19 protein-coding genes are annotated in these 20,942 nt (G+C 38.6%); 10 read left to right on the top strand and 9 right to left on the bottom strand.

Translation table 11 applies throughout. The features are described 5' to 3' along the window. Window positions 1-13 precede the first annotated feature (13 nt). The 3 genes from FPK91_RS13395 to FPK91_RS13385 all read left to right on the top strand — a co-directional run bounded on the left by FPK91_RS13395 (window position 14) and on the right by FPK91_RS13385 (window position 3,472). Window positions 14-1,522 (top strand): flavocytochrome c, encoded by a 1,509-nt coding sequence (locus FPK91_RS13395; protein WP_144211715.1) that lies wholly within the window; start codon window positions 14-16, stop codon window positions 1,520-1,522. A 14-nt stretch (window positions 1,523-1,536) separates the two neighbouring features. Beyond that, window positions 1,537-1,905: a cytochrome c3 family protein gene (locus FPK91_RS13390; protein ID WP_144211714.1), complete on the top strand. Its 369-nt coding sequence runs from the start codon at window positions 1,537-1,539 to the stop codon at window positions 1,903-1,905. Between the two features lie 232 nt (window positions 1,906-2,137). Then, complete coding sequence (locus FPK91_RS13385) at window positions 2,138-3,472, top strand: MFS transporter (RefSeq protein WP_144211713.1); 1,335 nt, start codon at window positions 2,138-2,140, stop codon at window positions 3,470-3,472. A gap of 73 nt (window positions 3,473-3,545) precedes the next feature. On the opposite strand, the gene FPK91_RS13380 is transcribed toward FPK91_RS13385, so the two are convergent. Beyond that, a complete protein-coding gene (locus FPK91_RS13380) occupies window positions 3,546-4,199 on the bottom strand; it encodes a class I SAM-dependent methyltransferase (protein WP_144211712.1) in 654 nt (217 codons plus the stop codon). A gap of 299 nt (window positions 4,200-4,498) precedes the next feature. On the opposite strand from FPK91_RS13380, the gene FPK91_RS13375 reads away from it, so the two are divergent. The 6 genes from FPK91_RS13375 to arsJ all read left to right on the top strand — a co-directional run bounded on the left by FPK91_RS13375 (window position 4,499) and on the right by arsJ (window position 12,494). Next, window positions 4,499-5,194: an aspartate/glutamate racemase family protein gene (locus FPK91_RS13375; protein WP_144211711.1), complete on the top strand. Its 696-nt coding sequence runs from the start codon at window positions 4,499-4,501 to the stop codon at window positions 5,192-5,194. Between the two features lie 400 nt (window positions 5,195-5,594). Continuing rightward, the gene (locus tag FPK91_RS13370) at window positions 5,595-6,638 is read left to right on the top strand and encodes a polyamine ABC transporter substrate-binding protein (RefSeq protein ID WP_144211710.1); all 1,044 of its coding nucleotides are present in this window, start codon (window positions 5,595-5,597) and stop codon (window positions 6,636-6,638) included. A gap of 3 nt (window positions 6,639-6,641) precedes the next feature. Then, a complete protein-coding gene (locus FPK91_RS13365; RefSeq protein ID WP_144211709.1) occupies window positions 6,642-9,056 on the top strand; it encodes a bifunctional diguanylate cyclase/phosphodiesterase in 2,415 nt (804 codons plus the stop codon). Between the two features lie 297 nt (window positions 9,057-9,353). Beyond that, window positions 9,354-10,163: a metalloregulator ArsR/SmtB family transcription factor gene (locus FPK91_RS13360; protein ID WP_144211708.1), complete on the top strand. Its 810-nt coding sequence runs from the start codon at window positions 9,354-9,356 to the stop codon at window positions 10,161-10,163. Between the two features lie 61 nt (window positions 10,164-10,224). Then, entirely contained in the window at window positions 10,225-11,247 is a 1,023-nt protein-coding gene (locus FPK91_RS13355; protein ID WP_144211707.1) for an ArsJ-associated glyceraldehyde-3-phosphate dehydrogenase, read from the top strand. A gap of 17 nt (window positions 11,248-11,264) precedes the next feature. Continuing rightward, on the top strand, window positions 11,265-12,494 hold the full coding sequence (gene arsJ, locus FPK91_RS13350; RefSeq protein WP_144211706.1) for an organoarsenical effux MFS transporter ArsJ: 1,230 nt from the start codon (window positions 11,265-11,267) through the stop codon (window positions 12,492-12,494). Between the two features lie 112 nt (window positions 12,495-12,606). Here the strand turns inward: arsJ and FPK91_RS13345 are convergent, their stop codons facing one another. The 8 genes from FPK91_RS13345 to FPK91_RS13310 all read right to left on the bottom strand — a co-directional run bounded on the left by FPK91_RS13345 (window position 12,607) and on the right by FPK91_RS13310 (window position 19,103). After that, window positions 12,607-13,482: a nuclear transport factor 2 family protein gene (locus FPK91_RS13345; protein WP_144211705.1), complete on the bottom strand. Its 876-nt coding sequence runs from the start codon at window positions 13,480-13,482 to the stop codon at window positions 12,607-12,609. A 112-nt stretch (window positions 13,483-13,594) separates the two neighbouring features. Beyond that, window positions 13,595-14,461 carry an AraC family transcriptional regulator gene (locus FPK91_RS13340; protein ID WP_144211704.1) on the bottom strand — a complete coding sequence of 289 codons (867 nt, stop codon included), beginning with the start codon at window positions 14,459-14,461 and terminating at the stop codon, window positions 13,595-13,597. 144 nt (window positions 14,462-14,605) lie between these two features. Further along, entirely contained in the window at window positions 14,606-14,857 is a 252-nt protein-coding gene (locus FPK91_RS13335) for a hypothetical protein (protein WP_144214414.1), read from the bottom strand. A gap of 71 nt (window positions 14,858-14,928) precedes the next feature. Continuing rightward, window positions 14,929-15,483, bottom strand: a complete 555-nt coding sequence (locus tag FPK91_RS13330) for a porin family protein (protein ID WP_158638092.1) — start codon at window positions 15,481-15,483, stop codon at window positions 14,929-14,931. A 72-nt stretch (window positions 15,484-15,555) separates the two neighbouring features. Then, on the bottom strand, window positions 15,556-16,305 hold the full coding sequence (gene pstB / locus FPK91_RS13325; RefSeq protein WP_144211702.1) for a phosphate ABC transporter ATP-binding protein PstB: 750 nt from the start codon (window positions 16,303-16,305) through the stop codon (window positions 15,556-15,558). Window positions 16,306-16,418: 113 nt separating this feature from the next. After that, a complete protein-coding gene (gene pstA, locus FPK91_RS13320; RefSeq protein WP_144211701.1) occupies window positions 16,419-17,288 on the bottom strand; it encodes a phosphate ABC transporter permease PstA in 870 nt (289 codons plus the stop codon). A gap of 2 nt (window positions 17,289-17,290) precedes the next feature. Continuing rightward, complete coding sequence (gene pstC, locus FPK91_RS13315; protein ID WP_144214412.1) at window positions 17,291-18,196, bottom strand: phosphate ABC transporter permease subunit PstC; 906 nt, start codon at window positions 18,194-18,196, stop codon at window positions 17,291-17,293. 97 nt (window positions 18,197-18,293) lie between these two features. Beyond that, the gene (locus tag FPK91_RS13310) at window positions 18,294-19,103 is read right to left on the bottom strand and encodes a phosphate ABC transporter substrate-binding protein (RefSeq protein ID WP_144211700.1); all 810 of its coding nucleotides are present in this window, start codon (window positions 19,101-19,103) and stop codon (window positions 18,294-18,296) included. A gap of 623 nt (window positions 19,104-19,726) precedes the next feature. Between FPK91_RS13310 and FPK91_RS13305 the strand changes: the two genes are divergently transcribed. Further along, window positions 19,727-20,929 (top strand): potassium/proton antiporter, encoded by a 1,203-nt coding sequence (locus FPK91_RS13305; RefSeq protein WP_144211699.1) that lies wholly within the window; start codon window positions 19,727-19,729, stop codon window positions 20,927-20,929. The last annotated feature ends 13 nt before the right edge of the window (window positions 20,930-20,942 follow it).

Here is a 20,942-nt window from a genome sequence, read left to right as displayed (position 1 = left end):
GGGGAAATAAACGATGTCTGATAGACGCTCATTTTTAAAGAAAACTGCAGGTTTTGCTGCAGCTGCGGCGGGGTTGACTACGTGTTTACCTGCTCAAGCAAATGGCCAGAGTTCCATTAAATGGGATGAAGAAGTGGATTTGCTAGTTATTGGTTCTGGCTTTGCTGGTCAATCAGTGGCTGTAAACTCAATCCGTGCTGGTATTAAAGTTACTGTACTAGAAAAAATGCAGGTTATTGGTGGAAACTCTGCCATTAATGGTGGTTGGTTTGCCGTACCACGTAACCCTGTTCAATTGGCTCAAGGCGTTACAGATGACAGCCCTGCTGAGTTGGTTAAAGATCAGATGATTGCTGCGCGCGGTATGGGTAATGAAGCAATGCTGACTCGCTTGGCTGAGATGGCGCTTCCTGCATATAACATGTGTCTTGATGCAGGAGTCAAGTTTAAGAAAGACTTCAATATACAAGTTGGTGGTCATAATAAAGCCCGTGCAGTTCGATTAGAGTCAGGTACTGGTGGTGGTATTATCACTAAATTGTATGAAGCAGGCCTAAGTGAAGGTGTTGATTATCGTTTACAACATAAAGTTGAAGACTTCATTATGGATGGAGATGAAGTTATAGGCGTGGTAGTACGTAAAGGTTACCGCTTCCCAGATGAAGGTACAGGGCATTTGGTAAAAATCCGCGCACGTAAAGGTGTTGTACTCGCAACGGGTGGTTTTACTCGTAACATGAAGCTACGTTCAATAGTTGATCCATCTTTAGACCCTTCTTTAGATTGTACTAACCACCTTGGTGCAACGGGTGAAGCAACTTTAGCCGCGATGACTCATGGTGCATTACCTGTTCATATGAACATGATCCAAACGGGTCATTGGGGGTCTCCTGATGAAGGTGGTTTTGGTTGGTCTAATGCCTTGCTATCTATTGGTTGGCATAAAGGAATCGCCGTTAATCCAACGACTGGCACACGAATCATGGATGAACGTGCTGATAGGCTGACTTGTTCTACGGCTATTATGGCTTGTCGTCATAAAGATGGTTCTCCTGCTTATCCTCTGGTCTTTTTTAATAAAAATGACCACCTAGGTGATAGCCGCGTTACGCGTGCTGTTCGCGATGAAATGGCTTGGGAATTTGATTCTCTTGAACTAATGGCGAAAAAGTTTGATGTGCCATTAAAGCAATTAGAGGCCACTGTTGAGCAATGGAATAGTTATGTTGCTGATAAAAATGACCCTGATTTTAACCGTAAAATGGATACAGCCGTTAAGTTAGCTGCACCTTTTGTTGTATCAAGAGTTTGGCCTAAAGTTCACTACTGTATGGGTGGTTTAAAAACTGACCTTGATGGTCGAGTAATCAATGCCAAGACGCTAGCACCAATGAAGAAGTTTTATGCTGCAGGTGAAGCTACTGGTGGTGTTCATGGCCATGCTCGTTTGAGTTCGTGTGCATGTCTTGAAGGCTTAGCTATCGGTTTTATCATTCCAAATACCATTAAAGCAGACGCTTAAGAGGAGAATATCCAATGAAAAAGATTATTTTTATCATCAGTATTGCTCTGATTATGGCAGGTAGTGCCACTGCGGGTGATTTGACTGAGATGAACAAAGGCATGAAAGGCCGAGTTAATCACGAAGCTTTATATGACGACAGTTGTAATGCATGTCATACCGGTTCAGCTAAACAATTTGTAGATGATAGTGCCTGTCAGGACTGTCATGGCTCAATTAATGAAATTGAAATTGATGAATCTCAATTGAAAATGGCTGAAGCTAACCCGCATAAGAGTGTTCATTATGATCAAGGTGCGAGTTGTCTAGCATGTCACGCTGAGCATCAAACCAAAAAGCCAGTATGTTCAGAGTGTCATCGTACTTGGTTCGAAGAAATGTAGCCTTTGTTTTAATTGTATTGTCAGTTGTTGAGCCTTTTTAGATGCTGGTGGCTTAAATAAAGTAAATAGGCGTGGCGGTTTACAACCGCTACGCCTTTTTTCGTTTAGCGTTGTAATTATGAGTTGCAATAAAAATCCCCTATTTATGAGAAAGCTGTCATCAATTATCTGGCTTACTCTGCGGTGCTGAATAGTCTTTATTGTGCGCATAGTCTCTATTAACGAGAGCGCTTTGCTATATATTTCTGTTTCATCAATTTTAGCGTTCGGTAAACGTGTCTCGGCTTCAAAAGCTTTGAGAAATATAGGGCTTGCTCTATTCGACAATAGATTTTTTATTGAGGGAAAGACTATGAGTTGTGAGGTCAAAATACCTATTCGTGGTTGGTCTATTTTATTGATCGCTTGGTTAGCATTTATGGTCGCCAATATCACGAATTTTGCATTTGGTATTATCTTGCCTGACATGAGGGCCGATATTGGTTTTGATCTAGAAACGGCTGGATTTCTGAGTTCGATAGCATGGATTGGTCGAGGACTGTTTACCATCCCAATTATCTGCTTAATTAGTAAAGGAAAACCCAAAACGGTTTTATTAAGCATGCTTGTTCTTCTTGCTGTGGGGATGCTTTTACAAGGCTTTGCAACAAATACGTTGATGCTGTTTATAGGTCGCTTGTTTGTTATGGGCGTTGCTGCAGGTATTATTTCAGTATTAGTGGTATTTAAGATTCAATGGGTACCAAGAGAAAAAGTGGGCATGGTGAATGGCATAGAGATGTTTACTGGTCCCGCGGGGCAGCTTTTAGGTACCGCATTTTTCCCTATTTTTTTGGCAATGATGCTTGGTTGGCGTGAAGTTATGATTGTTATGGGCTCTTTTACGCTTCTACTTGCGTTCGTTTGGTTTTTTGTAGCAAAAGATAATAATCATTCCTCGGTATTAATAACGGGTTATGAAAAGGTTGCCGTATTTCAGCCGCTCAAAGAAGCATTAGCTTATAGGAACACCTGGCTACTCGCGCTCGCTTGGCCTGCTACCTCGCTAACTTGGATCGCAATATATACATTTTGGGTTACCTATGCTGTTGAAACACTGATGTTTTCAGTTTATGAGGCGGGTATCGTTCTCGGTTTTTTACCCATTGGCTCAGCGGTAGCTTGTCTTGTGTCACCTTTAATGGCTCAAAATTTAGGTTACGATAAACCCTTTATTGTTGCTTCAGGAGTCGTTTTGCCTTTCGCTTATTATGGTTTGATCTTGTTTGATAACATGCTAATACTCTCCTTCATCTCTTTTATCGCTGGGTATGCAGCGTATAGCTTTGTGCCTCTCGCTTTTACAACTCTCTATAAAACAGGGATGTCTCCTCGTGCTGTATCTATGGCGACAGGCTTTATTCTTTCATTGGTGGGTTTTGGAGGTGCTATTGGTGCAGCTTTAACAGGTTGGTTAGGTTCTCAATATAGTTTAAAAACGGCTTTGTCATTAACCTGTATATCCCCTTTTATTTTTGCAGTTTTAACTCTATTTTTAACAGAAACTGGATGGAAAATAAAAAAGTGATTTTTAGGTCATCTAATAGTGCTATCTAAAAAGGCTTCCTCGGAAGCCTTTTTATTGATTAAATTAAGAAAATCTAACGTTCAAAGCGCAGAATAAAGCCTTTAAAATGTTCTTGTAAATAATCAGTGTTGGCTGGTTTAATATGGTTATTAGTAAAACCATATTCAGTCATTTTGGTAGTCAGTTTATTCTTACGTCCTCTACCAGGATCCACAAGAATGACTTCGCACTTTTCATTAGCATGATTTTGGATAAACGTTGCTAATAAGGCGATATGTTCATCTTCATATAATAAATCACTACCCATTATGATATCAAACTTACCTAGTTCACTCTTATCATCAGCCCAGTCAGCTCGTTCAAATGGGATAGTTCGGCCATGATTAAGTTCGGTATTTCTTATTAAGAAATGCTCAACTTCTGGGTGGTAATCCGTTGCAGTAACATCTGCTTGTCGCTTATTGAGAACATGACTAGATAAAGCCATACCGCAACCCACTTCAAGAATACGCTTACCTGTAATATTAAAATCCAACATATGGTTAGCCATTATGACACTTGAAGGCCAAACTACCCCAAAAATAGGCCAGGATGCAGAAGAAATACCTAAGTTTTCGGCCACGTTTTCAGGATCGCTAAACTGCTGTTTGTCACGCAGAGTACATAAATGAATATCGTGTTGAGCTACATCAATTGTTTGATATCGAACGCGTAGGGAAGGTGTCATTTTTACATCCTAGTGTGGGGTAGCTAAGCTAAGCCACGTATCTAGAGATATAAATGACAAAACACATTAAGAATTAGGGTATAGCAATTTTGGTATAGCGCAACAATTTTGTCAGTATTAACGGCTTTCTGAGAGGTTATTATTTAGCTGTTTTAATGCCGTTGTTATTAGTATTGATATTTATGTCCTATCTTATAAAGTGATCTTTGGGAGTATTGATCTGTAAGTTTATTTAGTTACTGACGACTTAAAATTACAGATTAATTTGTCATTCTAAACATCTAAAAAATGGAGTGTAGATGAAAACGATAGGTTTACTGGGTGGCATGAGCTGGGAGTCTACAGCCAGCTATTACAAAGCGATTAATCTCGGTGTAAAACAAGCCTTGGGTGGATTACACTCTGCCAAAGTGTGTTTATACAGTGTGGATTTTGATGAAATAGAAAAGCTTCAACACCAAAATCGTTGGTCTGATACGGCTGCTATTCTATCTCGCGCCGCCCAAGCAGTAGAAGCGGGTGGGGCAGACTTTATATTGATTTGTACTAATACCATGCATAAGGTTGCTGATGAAATCCAGTCCTCAATTTCTATTCCATTAGTGCATATTGCCGATACAACGGCCCAGCAACTGGTTGCTGACGGTGTTAAGCGTGTGGGGCTATTAGGAACAAAATTCACCATGGAACAAGACTTTTATAAGCGCCGTCTCTCTGATCAATATGGTATTGAAGTACTGGTGCCAAATTCAGCAGAGCAAAATATTATCCATGAGGTTATCTATACTGAACTGTGCCTTGGCAATATCAATGACAACTCTCGTGTTGCGTATTTGGATATTATTAATAAGCTTTACGAACAAGGTGTTGAAGCCGTTATATTAGGCTGCACTGAAATCGCCTTGTTAGTTGAGCCACAACATACTCAGGTACCGTTATATGATTCCACTCAAATTCATGCTGCTAAGGCAGTGGACTTAGCCATTAATAGTTAATCCAATATTGAAATCTAAAGTAGATCAGTAACCTGATGTTAGATCAACCAAAAAACAGCAAAATATGTGACAGTAGAATTATTGCTTTAAAAGGCTTCTTCGGAAGCATTTTTATCGGGAATTAAAGCCGTCATCAATGTTAGATAAAAATATTTCACCCTCGTTAATATTCTAAAAATGTGGGGTGTATTTATTTTTGGTGGTCATTGGGTATGTATACTTATTGCTATAGCTAGCAATCACCTACGACCATTCATTTATCTGTTGCTTTGTAAGTTTTCTACTACAATATTAGAGCGTGTTTTAATCAATTACATTTTGTCGTGATACATGGATGCTATCTTTGATGAATATTAAGTTTCAACAAACAGATTGAAGAGACCTAATTGAAGAGATCAATATGTACAAATCAAGTATAAAAAAAATATCAATCATGCTGTCACTATTGACACTTTTTCCGGCTGTATGTGCCGATGAAATTAATATTTATACTTGGGAAGATTATTTCTCTGAAGATGCTATCGCTAAATTCGAACAACAAAGTGGGCACAAGGTAAATCTGACTTACTATGATAATGAGCCAACTAGAGATGCACTGCTGCTTAGTGAGAAAGCTGCAAACTATAATATTATTCTGATAGATAGCATGATGTTAAATATTTATTCGAATAAACAATCAATGTATATTTTTTCAAAGGAAAATACTCCGTCTATTATTAATCATGATGAAAAATGGCGTGAGGCATGCGGTGATGTTGGCATCCCTTATGCAAAAGGAACTATTGGCATAGCATATCGAGAAAGTGTAAGTCAGACTCCTATAACCTCCTGGACTCAGTTATTTAATCCTCCCATAGAGCATCAAAACCGGGTATCAATGATCAAAGACAATATTGATACCGCCGCAATTGCTCTAATTGTTAATAATCTACTTCCATTTTCGGAAAACCAAGAAGACTTAAAAGTTGCCTTTAACACGTTGAAGCAACAACAGAGCAAGTTATTAACTTATCAGTACTTACTAACTCATACATCCATTAATCAAGATCAAAGCATGCTTAGTTTAGCAATGGCATACAGTGGTGATGTCGCGACCGCAATTCGCAATACTGGTCAACAAGATTGGCGCTACGTGGTACCTGATGAGGGAACACTATTTTGGGTCGATTGCTTAGCGGTTCCTTTCCCAGAAAATGCCACAGCAGCCACTATGTTATTTTTGAGTTATATCAACGACCCTAAGGTTGCGATTACAACAGCAGAAGAGCTCTTATTTTCAACGACTAACAATGAGGCTATTAAACTTGGTAGTGAAAGCTATTTATCGAATTCTGATTTGTTTATCACTCCAGAGATTCAAGCGCGTAGTAGTTACTATGAAGAAATAGATTATAAATCTATTGAGTTGCGCGCCCGTATGAATGCTTTATTGAAAGAAAATTAGATTATGAAATTAAGAAGGCGTATAGATTTAATTCTACTCCCTGCAATAACTGTGGTGTTTTTTACGTTTTCATTTTTATTTTATCAAACAGCAAAAAATTATCATATTGATGCAATTTTGAGTTCTCTTACTTATCAATTTGAACAGGTAGCTAACAGTAATAAGACTAATATCGCAGCAATTGAAAATATGCTTAATTATCAGCTGCAAAGTCAAGAAGCTGTCGATTTGTTCAACGATGCGAAAGATGAAAATATAGATATTAGGATTAGTACTCAGTTTTTAAATCGTTTAACACGATCAACTGAAAATGAGTTTATTCAAGATATAGTTATCTATAACATTAAAAAGCAACCAATAAGTTATATCAATTTTGATGACCCTTTTGTCGATGTTTCAATGACCGCCTCTACTGAATTGTTGATAAATCAAATAAATACTTCTATTCAAAGTAAAAGTCGTAAGCGAATTTTTGCTAATCACATCCAAATATCGACAACAAAAAGCGGTCATTCCCAAATTCAGCTTTACCGTGTATTTTCACCTTTTTTGTTGGTATCAGAACCTCTGTATAGTTACACAGATGATTTAGTTATTATTCAAACTCGATTGAAAGATTATTATTTAACTCATGTGTTCAGGGATATTACCAATAAATATACAGATAATATTACCTTAGATATGTTCCAACTCCCACTCACCGAGAATGGGAATGGGAATGAGAGGGATGTTTCTGTGGATATAACCGAGAAAGATGATTCATATCATTTCGGTGTTTTGTTATTTAATGGGCGAATCAATGCTATTTTGGATAAAGATTTTTTTACTCCAGCCTTAACTGACTTAAAATTCAATATCATCCTAAGTGCGCTTGCATTATCGTTATTTTGCTTCTTAGTTTTACATTTACTCATTTATAAAAACCTTATTCGACCAGTAACTATGTTAGCTAACAGCGTTAATGGAATGCAAAAGGGTGACAATATGGCTTTAAAGCCTTTGAGTCGTAACGATGAAGTCTCCGACTTAAATAATAGCTACATTGCTCTCATTGAACGTATCCAACAGTTAGCCAATAATGATGAGTTAACGGGATTATCAAACCGTGCTTATTTCAATCGAATATTAGAACAAAAAATCGATTCATCATCTGATTGTGATGGCTTGTTAGGGTTATTGTTTATTGATTTAGATAACTTTAAATCGATTAATGATAATTTTGGTCATAAAGCAGGTGATAGCGTATTAGTTAATTTTGCTCAAAGGTTGACTAGCACATTAAGAAAATCTAGCCGTAATAGTGATGAGCAAGAAAACCAGTTTATTGCTCGGTTAGGAGGTGATGAGTTTGTTGTTTTGATTGAAGGGATTTCAGATGTTAAAGAGATAGAAGCAATAGCCCAACGTATTGTAGATATATTTGAATTTGGCCTTAAAGTTAATGATAAAAATTATGATGTTCATGCCAGTATTGGTATCGCCTTTCAATCAGGAACCAAAATACAGGCAGAAGCTTTTTTACAGCAAGCTGACACTGCAATGTATGCAGCAAAGCATGGAGGTAAAAATAACTTCTGTACCTACAATGAGTCTTTAGATAATCAATTAAAAGAATATAAGTATATAGAGTCGGAAGTCATTAAAGCCCTGCGGGATAAGTCGTTATATTTAGTTTTTTTACCTGTTTACAATACCAACTCGATGGAGGTCATTAGTTTCGACGTTTTACTTCGGGCTCCGGAGTTAGACAAAAAAGGCATTGGTCCTGACACGTTTATTTCAATCGCAGAGAAAACAGATTTAATCACCAAAATTGATTTATGGGTAATTGAAGAGTCATTTATAAAGTTGAATAATCTCATCGATTTACATGAATTTGATGGCACTTTATCTATAAATATCTCATCAAGAGAACTCTTCAATGATAATTTTGTGGAAGATGTATCATCATTAATGCAAAAATATCATATTCCTCCCTATAGAGTTATTTTTGAGATAGCAGAAACCCCATTGCTGGCATCAAATGAGAAAGTGTTAGTTAATCTGGCAAAATTAAAAGCTTTAGGGATCAAGCTAGCCATTGACGGTTTTGGAGGAAGCTATACCGCCTTCACTTATTTACGTCATTATCCTATGGACTCATTAAAAATAGACCGCTCATTCCTTGCACAGATGAATGATGTCCAGGCTGGGGATAAGCCACTGATTGATATAATTTATGACTTGGCAAAAATCCACAGTATAGATGTCGTTATCGAAGGCGTTCAAAGTGAACAGGAGCTTAATTACGTCAAAAAACTCGGCTGTAATACAGTACAAGGTTTTTACTTATCAAAGCCATTGGAATGGCATCAAGCTCAAGCCTTGGTTAATAAAACTAATATAAGTTATTTTCCTTCCAACAAAAATAGATCGTAATAAGTCACGATTTCTTGGAACTACTGTCCACCAGGACTTGGTCAACTTATACCAGTGTTTAAATAATCGGTATTTGTAGCGTTAACTCTCAAGAACCTAATTACGTCGATAGTCTTTCTTTCCCTCTATACGCTTCATTATATGAATTTATAACTATTTCTATTTGGCCATAATAGGTGTATTTGCCTTGCTCAGTTGAAATTGCGGCTACTTCATTATTAGATTTAGTATATTCTTAACTTTACATATGGAATTCCATATATATAATATTTTGCATGTTAGTTTTGGGTGTAAGATATGAATATCGAAAAAAAGACCGTGTTATTCCTGTGTACGGGTAACTCAGCGAGATCCCAAATGGCTGAAGCTTTATTAAAGCATCGCGCGGGTGATCGGTTTGATGTTTATAGTGCAGGTACACATCCTGAAAAAGTGGATGATCGTGCTATTGATGCGCTGAGTCGTTTTGGTATTGATAGTCAAAATTTAGTGTCTAATCATATAACTGACTTTAAGCAAAGTTTTGATTACGTCATCACCTTATGTAATCGAGCGAGTAATGAATGCCGAAGTTACCCTGGAGCAAGTAAGCAGTTAGCATGGGATTTTACCGATCCTAAAATGCGTGCAGACAGCAACGCTTTTTCAGCGACACTTACTGAAATCAATAATCGTATATCGATGTTTATTTTAGTTGAAGGTGAGTCTACTCAATCTACTACAGAATCTGCTTTCGTAGAGCCAGTAAGCAGTCTTGATCTTGAACCAACCGCTTTTTATAAGTGCCTTACCGATGACATTCGCATAAAAACCTTAATGATGACGCATTACCATGGAGAATTATGCGTGTGTGAGTTAATGGAAGCATTGGCAGAAGATAGCCAACCTAAGGTTTCTCGCAACTTAGCGGTACTAAAAAAATCCAACATCATCACCGATAGAAAACACGGCCAATGGGTGTTTTACCGTATTAATCCAAACCTACCTATGTGGGCTAAGTTGGTTATTGCACAAACCACTGAGAATAACATTCCGTTGATTGCAGAGCCCTTAAAAAGGTTGGCGTTGATGCAATGTCGTCCAAATAAGGCCAGCTTTTGTAAGTAATATTCACCTATTCCAAAATAACCTTAAAATTAATTGATTAGTAATAGCAGAGGATTTTCACGTGACAATTAGAATTGGTATTAACGGCTTTGGCCGTATGGGACGTTTATCAATGCGTGCAGCATTTGATTGGGACGATATTGAAATCGTTCATATTAACGATCCCGCTGGTGATGCTGCAACATTAGCGCACTTAATGACATTCGATTCAGTACACGGACGTTGGCATCATGAAGCAACGCATACTTCTGAAAATGGCGTTGAGTCTATCGTGGTAAATGGCAAAGCGATTAGCTGTACGCAAAATGTGGCCACCCAAGATACCGATTGGTCACAGTGTGATGTCGTTATTGAAGCTTCGGGTAAAATTAAAACCAAAGCATTGTTACAAGCCTATTTAGATCAAGGCGTTAAACGCGTTGTGGTGACCGCCCCTATAAAAGAAGATGGCGTGTTGAACATCGTTATGGGCGTTAATGAAAGCTTATATGATAAAGCTATTCATCCCATTGTGACCGCAGCATCTTGTACCACGAACTGTTTAGCACCGGTGGTGAAGGTTATTCATGAAAAAATAGGTATCAAACATGGGTCAATGACCACCATTCATGACATTACCAACACTCAAACCATTATTGATGCGCCACACAAAGATTTACGTCGTGCCCGTGCTTGCGGTACCAGTCTAATTCCGACCACAACCGGTTCGGCAACGGCAATCACTCATATTTTTCCAGAGTTAACAGGCAAGCTTAATGGCCATGCTATTCGAGTGCCACTCACTAACGCCTCGTTAACTGATTGCGTATTTGAGCTTGAGCGTAAAACGGATATCGCTGAAGTTAATCAGCTATTAAAGCAAGCCGCAGATAATGAACTTAAAGATATTTTAGGCTATGAAGAACGTCCGCTAGTATCAATTGATTATAAGACCGATCCACGCTCAAGCATTATTGATGCCTTATCAACAATGGTCGTTAATGACACGCAAGTAAAATTGTATGTGTGGTATGACAATGAGTGGGGTTATGCCAACCGCACCGCAGAATTAGCACGTATGGTTGGTTTGGCTGACAAACACTAGATAAAGGTTATGAGCTAATGGGACTTTTATCATTAAACAAATTATCACCGCAGATTAAACAATACCTGGTGATAACGGGTAACTATTGGGCATTTACCTTAACGGATGGTGCCCTGCGGATGCTGGTGGTGCTGTACTTTCATCACCTAGGTTATAGTCCGCTTAATATTGCCATGTTGTTTTTATTTTATGAAATCTTTGGTGTGGTGACTAATTTGGTCGGTGGCTGGTTAGGTGCGCGGCTTGGGTTAAACAAAACCATGAACATTGGTCTAGGGCTGCAAATTGTGGCTTTGGCTATGTTGGCCGTTCCTGCTGAAATGCTAACAGTTTTATATGTCATGTTTGCCCAAGCCCTGTCTGGTATTGCCAAAGATCTGAATAAAATGAGTGCTAAAAGTGCCATTAAGTTATTAGTACCTGCAGGTGCTGAAGGTAAATTATACCAATGGGTAGCGATTCTTACAGGATCTAAAAACACCTTGAAAGGGGTCGGCTTCTTTCTTGGTGGATTACTGCTGACATTATTAGACTTTAAAGGTGCGATTATTCTAATGGCATCGCTATTGGCGATAGTTTGGTTATTTAGTTTATTTACACTTAAAGAAGATTTGGGTAAAACCAAGCATAAACCCAAGTTTAAAGAGGTGTTTTCTAAAAGCTCGGCAATTAACATTCTATCAGCGGCTCGAATGTTCCTATTCGGCGCTCGTGATGTATGGTTTGTTGTTGCGCTGCCTGTATTTTTGGCGGTGACCTTTGACTGGGATCATTGGTGGGTTGGTGGTTTTATGGCTAGCTGGGTGATTGGCTACGGTATTGTTCAATCACTAGCACCTTATTTTACTGGTAAGCAACAGGGGAAAGTACCTACTGGTCGCGCTGCTTTTTTATGGGCGAGTTACTTAACCTTTATTCCTGCCGCGATTGCTTTGGCTTTGCATTTTGATTTCTATGTTCAAACGTCCATTATTGTTGGTTTACTGATATTTGGCGCTGTGTTTGCGATTAATTCATCATTACACAGTTATTTGATCGTCAGTTATGCCGATGGTGAAAGCGTTTCGTTAGATGTCGGTTTTTACTATATGGCCAATGCCATGGGCAGACTAATTGGCACAGTATTGTCTGGTGTTGTGTTCCAATTCTATGGTCTTGAAGCTTGTTTATGGATATCAGCTGCATTTGTCGCTATTGCCGCATTGTTATCGATAAAACTCCCGACAAACACGTCTTATAACGCATAGATTGTTAATGATTAAAAAGACAAATAATGCCGTTTGAGTGTCAAACGGCGTTATTTTTTAATCACTAGATTGGTATAAATACCCCAATTGATGTGAACGATTCTGCAGCGACCTAAAAGCCAAACTTGCCGTTAGTATTTTTCCATTCGCTTTGTGCAGGGATGGCTTCGATGGTATCCCAATGTTCCACAATCTTGCCATTGTCTAAGCGAAACAAGTCATAGAAAGAAACATGCTTATTCATAAAGGTGCCTTCGCTAATGGATAGCACAAAATTACCTTCGCCTAAAATTTTATGGTTCTTACTGACGACCATAGGCACGTTGGCTGCAGCAAGTTCACCTAATGCTTTACCCAATCCACTAAGTCCATCTGCAATTGCTGGGTTGTGCTGTAAATAGGCATAGTCTTCGTTATCAATAAATTGGTTAATCTTAGACATATCGCCGTTCATCAGAATTGTTTGCACAAAATCAGCCACAATCGCTTTATTTGCGTCAGTTTTATCTAAATCTGTTATTTCTGTTGCGCCATCAAGTTGGGTTCTACCGCTTGGGTTTACAGGCGCTATCTCTTGTAAGTTATCCCAATGTTCCACAATTTTCCCTTGTTCAAAGCGGAATACATCAAAGCCAACTTTAGGACCAAAGAAGTTATATTCAGTGTGAGTCACAGTGTAATCACCATCTTGAAATGAACGCTTTACTCTGGCTTTCGCACTACCTTCTGGAAGTTGTTGTAGCACAGCGCTAAAGCCTGCTAAACCATCGGCTACTGCTAAGTTATGTTGGATGTATTTCTCAGGGTTGATGTATCCAATGGCTGATTGGTCGCCTGTTTCAATACTTGAAATGACAGCAATGGCTTTTTCTTTGTTAGAGGCTTCGTTAGACATTGTAGATATCTCCTGGGTAGATGAACATGCAATTAAGCTCAATACGCTTGCAGTGATAAGGGTACGTTTGAATAAGGTTGAAATTGTTTTCATTATTTTGTCCTCTGTTTGCTTGAGAACAATATTAGATAAATGAGGAGACTATTAGCAGAGTGTATTTGAGTGTAAAAATGGTGAATATCGAACCTTGGAAGACTTTTTAAAGTTATGCGCGCTGTTTTAAAAACTGGCTTGGCGTAATACTTGTTTGATTTTTGAAATATTTAACGAAGTTGCTGGCATCTTCAAAACCAAAATCATAAGCGATTTGTTGGGATGGCTTTTGGCTAATGACGATATGGCGTTTGATTTCTATCACGGTAAAAGCATCAATCATTTGCTTCGCTGTTAAGCCCGTTGCGAGTTTGCAGATTTGATTTAGGGTTTTATAAGTGACATTAATTCGGTTTGAATACCAGTTGGCATCACGGGTTTTACGGGCATATTGCTGCATTAGTTCGAAAAAATGCGCCAGTTTTATACTTTGATCTTGGGATAATTTGTCGTGTCTCGCTTCTGGTCTAAGTCGATGAAGTATTAAGGCTAATGCTGAGAATAAATACATCACCACCAGTTGCTCTGTTTGTGGCTGATTCATTTCTGTGATCATTTCATTGATTAAGGTTTCGGTCCTATGACGGGTCTGTGTATCTAATATGAGTTGAGGCGAGTGTTGTTGGTTTAAATGGGTGGGAGTGTATTTAGGTAAGCGCATATTGGCGTGTACATGATCAAGAAAGGCTTGGGTAAAAATGAGTACCTTACCTTGCGGCTCTGATGAAAAATCAAAAGCATGAACTTGCTCGCGCTGGACGAATAACAATGAACCTGCTGCAAATGGGTAGTTTTTGAAATCAACCATATGAGTTCCTTCACCCTGCTCAATATAAATGAGCATAAAAAAATTAACTCGATGGGGATGCTGCGGATTATGATCAATATTGGCTCTTTGGTATATCGAGGTTAAGTCGATAATTTCCAGCTCTTCATCATCAGATTGTTGATGATTAAAACCAATATCGGGAATATTCAAGGGGGTCACTCCACTAACTTTAATCATAAAAGTGTAGTGGGTATTGTCAGTGCATAGCAACTTATTAAATCTTCTTAGTTACTTCTTGGCAAATGTCTCTTGGTAAATGCTTTTTGGTTAATGCCTCTTAAATAAGTAAGCTAATTACTTCATTGTAACTTTGCCGCCAACCATTTTATAAGCTGGAGTACCGCGAACTAAGGTCTCTCTGGCGAAAGTAATTCCGCATTGGGGGCACTCGCAAGGCGTGGTTGTATAATCATCTACAATACGTTCCTTAAAGCATTTTACTAATGCGCCTTTTCCCCCTTTGCGATATTTAAAAAGCTGGGTTTTACATTTAGCGCAAAAAATATCGACAGTTCTTTTCGGGCCTTTGGCGTTGGGTTTTACCACAATTAACTCATTCAAAGTTGGAAGAGTTGCACTAACAACTCTTAGGTTCATTTTTTACTGTTTGATTTGTCTTAAAAACGATAACCTAAACTCGTGGTATAGGAATGTGTTTCAATGATATCTAAATCTTGATACGAGTATATTACAGCAAGCTCAAGTCCCATATTAAAATCAAAACGCCATCCGACAGAGGCTAACAAACCATTTCCATCGACAGTTTCATTAATTCCTGAACTATCTTCTCTATAGTCAGTCGCATCGATTGAGTAATCAGTGACGCCAAGCTTGAGCACTAAGCGATTTCTAAGTGATAGTGGGTAAGAGTAGACTGCAGCAATACGGAAACTTTTAGCATCATTTAAGGAGTATCTATCAAATGCAGAGTCAAACCAATTGGTAAAAGTAACATCCTGGTGTCTATAGCCTACTTCAGCGCCCCAATTATTATTAAACTGATATCGATATGCAAAGTCATAATTAAGCTCAAAATCATTATTATCTTGATCCATTTCTCCACTTAAAAATCCCATACCAGCCCCAGCACTGATGACATGGTGCGCTTCATCTGTAGTTGCTTGAACTAAAGGGGATGTGAGTAAGGCTGCTGTAATAAATATGTACTTCATTTTAAAATCCATTTTAAATTGTCCTTTTATTATCAATATACTAAAACATAATATAGATATAAATGATTAATATTAACCAAACTCACCGCTTACATAACCTTGAGTACGAGGATCTATTGGGTTATTGAATACTTGATGAGTTTCACCATGTTCTACTAATTCACCCATCCAGAAAAAGGCTGTTTTATCAGAAATACGCTTAGCTTGATTCATTGAATGCGTCACAATGACAATGGTGAACTTTTTACGTAGCTCATCCATTAACTCTTCAATTTTGTGGGTCGCGATAGGGTCTAATGCGCTGGTGGGTTCATCCATCAGGATAACTTCAGGTTCCATAGCAATAGCGCGAGCAATACAAAGTCGTTGTTGTTGACCACCTGAAAGACCAAATGCTGGCGTATTAAGGCGTTCTTTCACTTCTTCCCAAAGTGCTGCACTTCTCAGCGAGTCTTCTACAACTTTATCCAGTACTTTTTTGTCTTTCACACCTTGGGCCTTTAAACCAAAAGCGATGTTTTCATAAATGCTCATTGGGAAAGGGTTTGGCTTTTGAAAAACCATACCGACACGCATTCTTAAGTTCTTTACATCAACATCTGCATAGATATCTTCGCCTTCAAAGGCCACTCTTCCTGTGATTTTTACGCCTGCGACTAAATCATTCATTCTATTCAGTGTACGTAATAAGGTTGATTTACCACATCCTGAAGGACCAATAAGCGCGGTAACTTGGCGAGAAGGTATGTTCATTGAAATACCTTTAAGTGCATGGTTTTCGCCGTAATATAAATCTAAGTTGCTTACTTCAAGTTTGTTCATTATCTGGCCTATGTCTAACACGATGTTTTACGTGTTATCTCTAATAATTAAGTGTCTATGCGTTCATTAGCCACTGGTTAACGCGCAGCGCGTTACCAATGATCATCCAAGTTCTACAATGCTTTATTCAGTTTATTAGCAATGATTTTGGTTGCTAAATTTAAAACCAACACCAATACAATCAGCACGGTGGCGGTGGCGTAGGCTTGATCCCATTCATGTTGGGTAAATAATTCTTGGGTTAATTTATAAAGGTGAACTGTCAGTGTTCTGCCTGAATCAAGTACCGACTCAGGTATTTGAGTGACCATACCAGCAGTAAGAAATACAGGTGCTGATTCGCCAATCACACGACCAGTACTTAAAATCACTGAGGTAACAATACCGGGTAATGCACTCGGCAGAATTAATCGCCAGATGGTGTAAATCTTACTGCTACCTAATGCGTAACCGCCTTCACGGTAGCTCATCGGTACTGACATGAGCGCTTCTTCGGTGGTACGAATAATCACTGGCAGAATGAGCATCGCTAAGGTTAATGAGCCCGATAGGATTGAAAAACCTAATCCAAGCGTGGTAACAAAAAAGGTCATGCCAAATAGGCCATAAACAATTGATGGAATACCGGCTAATGATTCAGTACAAAAGCGAATAACCTGCACGAACTTGCTGCCTGGGGCTGCATATTCGGTTAAGTAAATGGCCGTCATTATGCCAATTGGTGCAGCAATGGCTAATGAAAGTAGCACCATATAAACAGTGGAAACAATCATGGCCCAAATGCCCGAAGCTTCACCAATGCGGGTGTAAGAGCCGGTAATGAATTCCCAGCTTACATAGCTAAGACCGTTAGACAGAATGTGCCAAACAACCCAAAGTAAAAAGAAAATGGTGATTGCTGCAGCGCCCCAGATACAAGCATGTAATAGCTTGTCTTGGTTCTCTCTCGAAAGCAGTGATGGTGTAGGAGTAAACTTAGACATAATTAGTATGCTCTCTTACGGTTTAAATAAAGCAGTGAACCATTCAGTAAAACGATAAAACCAAGTAGCACAATGCCTGTTGCATATAGTGCGCTTGAATGAATGCCTGTTGCGTAAGACATTTCCATGGCGATGTTAGCGGTTAATGTTCTGGCGGGTTCAAGTATTGACCCCGGCATGGCTGGTGCGTTACCCATTACCATGATAATGGCCATCGTTTCACCCACTGCGCGAGCAATACCCAGTGCTACACCGGTAAAGATGCCACTTTTTGCTGCTGGGATAAGCACTTTGAAAATACTGTAAATATGCGATGCACCAAGTGCTAATGCACCTTCTTTATAAACTGATGGCAGTGCTCGAAGTGATGTTTCTGAAATAGTAATAACTGTAGGCAATATCATAATTGCCAACACAATTATTCCCGCAAGTATTGTGTTACCTGCAGGAATATTAAAAATGGATTCGATGGCTGGAACAATAATAACCAAGCCGAAAAAGCCATAAACAACTGACGGGATGCCCGCGAGAAGTTCTACAGCAGGTCTGACTATATCTGCTAACCATTTAGGCGCTAACTCAGCAAGAAAAACAGCGGTAAAAATAGCAATTGGCACCCCAATAATAACTGCACCAGCAGTTGATATTAATGAGGCAATAATCATTGGGAAGATGCCGTACAGTGCTGGTGGCAACCATTCTTTCCCAAAAAGAAACTCAGTTACACCTGCTTCTTTAAATGCAGGTAATCCTTCGTTAAATACAAACCATCCAATGGTGGAAACAGATAAAACGCCGACCATAGCGCTACAAAAGAATAGGATATGAAAGAACTTTTCTGTTATATCAATGGCTTTCTTTGGTGCAAGTTGTAGGCCCTGTGTTGGGGCTTTAGTTGCTGTGTTCATCATGGTGCCTCAAGGTGGTGCTGATGATTAATGTTTCTGAGTAAAATGAAAACTGAAAAAGAGAAGCATAGGCTCCTCTCATCCAATTAATTTAGTATTAGTTAATGCGGATATAACCTTCTTCAGCAACAATGTTTTGACCATCATTCGACATGATAAAATCAATAAAGCTTTGTGCATTCGGATGTGGCTTATCATTCATCAATACAATGAAAGGGCGTGCGATTTGGTAATCACCAGCAGCAATATTGCTATCTGTTGCTTCAACGCCGTTGATGCTTAAAGCATTTAAAGACTCATCAACACTACCTAGTGAGATAAAACCAATCGCATATGGGTTATTTGCAACGATGGTTTTGATCATGCCGTTACCATTACCCACTTGTGCAGTAGGGGTAATTGCTGTGACCTTATGGCCATTAACAGTTCGTTGAAGTTTCATTATTTCTTCAAATGCACCGCGAGTACCTGAACCATTTTCACGGGTAACGACAACGATTGGGCGTGACTCACCGCCAACTTCGCTCCAGTTTTTAATTTCGCCACGATAGATTTGAGAGACTTGTTCTTGTGTAAGGTTTTTAACTGAATTTGCATTGTTTACTGCAGCTGCAATACCGTCACGAGCAATGACAATTTCTTGTGTGTCATCATTTAGCTCATTGGGTTTAATGTTACGTGAAGACATACCAATCATACTGGTACCATCTTTTGCTGCACGAATACCTGCAGATGAACCAGTGCTTTGCACTTCGATATTTTTACCAGATGTTTTTTGGTAGTTCTCTGCGAGCACTTCCATAACGTGTGCTACTGAGGTTGAACCAGACACTGTAACTGTACCAGCTTGAACAAGAGGTGCCGTCATTAAACCAACAGCAGTTAGTAAACCAATCACTTTTTTCATCACAAGTTCCACTTATATATTTAGTTCGTTTTATCCATTTGGATATCGACGTTAGGGTGCTTCTTTTCAAATGTGTTTTGGAAGCCCGTGCATTAAGACAGATCAATATGACAGTTAAGTTACAGTCTTAGGACGGCTTAATTAGTAAAGTGGAGATGGCCAAGATAATGTTTTTATAAAGTAAATGGGCTGTTAAATCCTGTGCTGTCGCTGATTTCTAGAACGTTGAGTAGATTATGTTTTCTTAAATAAGCTAGTTCATTGGTATTATTGATGTTGCGATGAGATTTATGACATAGGGAGTACTAGTTATTGACTGTTATTAAGCTTTGTTTAATTTTATTTTAAGGTTTTGTTTCACAATTGGTCTGAAATAATAGCTATTTTTTTAATTATAAGATTTTTATTAAACTTTTATTACACAAAGCAATATGAACTAAATCTGTAAAAGTAAGTTAAAATCATTTAGTGCTTCATTCGGTTAGATTTTTCTATGTATTTCCTGTGTATGTCTTTAAATGCCATTTATATACACATATGAATCCCGAAATGATGCTTTTTAGTTCAGTAGTTAGTTCAACTGACAAAATCCATATTCAAATAACTTCTTTATAGGCGGGTGTATGACAACAGAGATGATCATGATTGGAATTTCAGTATTAATTGTCATTGGCATTTTACTGCATCATCCATCTCGAACATTGGGTATTCCGTCTTTACTGATCTTTATGGGTGTCGGACTCATGTTAGGTAATGGGGAATTCAACTTTGTTTATGACAACCTTAGTCAAACTGCATGGATCGGTGGCTTAGCGTTAAATGTGATTGTTTTTGTTGGTGGTTTAAATACATCAACAGATAAAATTAAGGTGGCATATAAAGAAGGGGGAATACTTGCATCATTTGGGGTGGTCTTCACTACTATTATTTTTGCTGCCATTCTCTACTTTCTGTTAGATTTTGATTTTATTATCTGTCTGCTATTCGCCGCGATTGTGTCATCAACAGACGCTGCAGCCGTGTTTTCTATTTTGGAGTCAAAAAAGCTCAAACTAAAAGAACAAACAGATACCGTCCTCGAATTCGAGTCCGCGACCAATGATCCCGTGGCAATGTTGATGGTTATTGTATTAACTGACATGGCGCTATCTTCTAATCAATCGATTGCAATTTCAACACTAGCAATGAGTTTAGTTACGCAAATTTTGGTGGCTATTGTCGTAGGATTATTAATCGGGAAAATAGCGGTAACATTATTAAACAAGATTAGTTTGTCAGAATTTGGACTGATCCCGGTGTTTGTTCTAGCGACCTTCATTATTGCCACTTATGGCGCAGAAATGCTTGGTGGCAATATTTTACTTGCGTCGTACATTGCAGGTGTGGTGATTGGAAATGGAATTAAGCGTGGTCAATTAGTTAATTTGCACTTTTTTAATAGCGTTTCTTGGCTAGCTCAGGCATTGATGTTTATTGTGCTTGGTTTGCAGATTTTTCCACAAACCTTGATGACGGTATTCTGGATATCTATCATTCCTGGCTTGTTGCTTATTTTTGTTGCAAGGCCATTAGCAGTACAACTGTGTTACTTGCCTTTTGCTAAAGCCACTTGGAAGAAACGTTTGTTTATTTCAATGATCGGATTAAAAGGGGCAACCCCAATTGTATTTGCGCTAATCCCCGCTGCTGCAGGTGTTCCTGGTGCTATTGATATTGTGCATATGGTGTTCTTCTTTGTATTGATGTCGGTATTCATCCAAGGTGGTGCTATAGCGCCACTGGCAAGTAAGCTTGGCTTAGAAAAAGATAAAGTAGATGAGAAGTAACAAAGTCTAAGGT

It is taken from the genome of Shewanella donghaensis, from assembly GCF_007567505.1.
GTDB lineage: Bacteria > Pseudomonadota > Gammaproteobacteria > Enterobacterales > Shewanellaceae > Shewanella > Shewanella donghaensis.
This window is presented reverse-complemented; position numbering and strand designations above follow the sequence as displayed.

Coding starts and splice junctions, on each gene's coding strand:
- FPK91_RS13395 (WP_144211715.1), top strand. CDS start 14: ATGTCTGATAGACGCTCATTTTTAAAGAAAACTGCAGGTTTTGCTGCA.
- FPK91_RS13345 (WP_144211705.1), bottom strand. CDS start 13,482: ATGAAAACAATTTCAACCTTATTCAAACGTACCCTTATCACTGCAAGC.
- FPK91_RS13365 (WP_144211709.1), top strand. CDS start 6,642: ATGAAATTAAGAAGGCGTATAGATTTAATTCTACTCCCTGCAATAACT.
- pstB (WP_144211702.1), bottom strand. CDS start 16,305: ATGAACAAACTTGAAGTAAGCAACTTAGATTTATATTACGGCGAAAAC.
- FPK91_RS13330 (WP_158638092.1), bottom strand. CDS start 15,483: ATGAAGTACATATTTATTACAGCAGCCTTACTCACATCCCCTTTAGTT.
- FPK91_RS13360 (WP_144211708.1), top strand. CDS start 9,354: ATGAATATCGAAAAAAAGACCGTGTTATTCCTGTGTACGGGTAACTCA.
- pstA (WP_144211701.1), bottom strand. CDS start 17,288: ATGTCTAAGTTTACTCCTACACCATCACTGCTTTCGAGAGAGAACCAA.
- FPK91_RS13305 (WP_144211699.1), top strand. CDS start 19,727: ATGACAACAGAGATGATCATGATTGGAATTTCAGTATTAATTGTCATT.
- FPK91_RS13380 (WP_144211712.1), bottom strand. CDS start 4,199: ATGACACCTTCCCTACGCGTTCGATATCAAACAATTGATGTAGCTCAA.
- FPK91_RS13375 (WP_144211711.1), top strand. CDS start 4,499: ATGAAAACGATAGGTTTACTGGGTGGCATGAGCTGGGAGTCTACAGCC.
- FPK91_RS13390 (WP_144211714.1), top strand. CDS start 1,537: ATGAAAAAGATTATTTTTATCATCAGTATTGCTCTGATTATGGCAGGT.
- pstC (WP_144214412.1), bottom strand. CDS start 18,196: ATGAACACAGCAACTAAAGCCCCAACACAGGGCCTACAACTTGCACCA.
- FPK91_RS13310 (WP_144211700.1), bottom strand. CDS start 19,103: ATGAAAAAAGTGATTGGTTTACTAACTGCTGTTGGTTTAATGACGGCA.
- arsJ (WP_144211706.1), top strand. CDS start 11,265: ATGGGACTTTTATCATTAAACAAATTATCACCGCAGATTAAACAATAC.
- FPK91_RS13370 (WP_144211710.1), top strand. CDS start 5,595: ATGTACAAATCAAGTATAAAAAAAATATCAATCATGCTGTCACTATTG.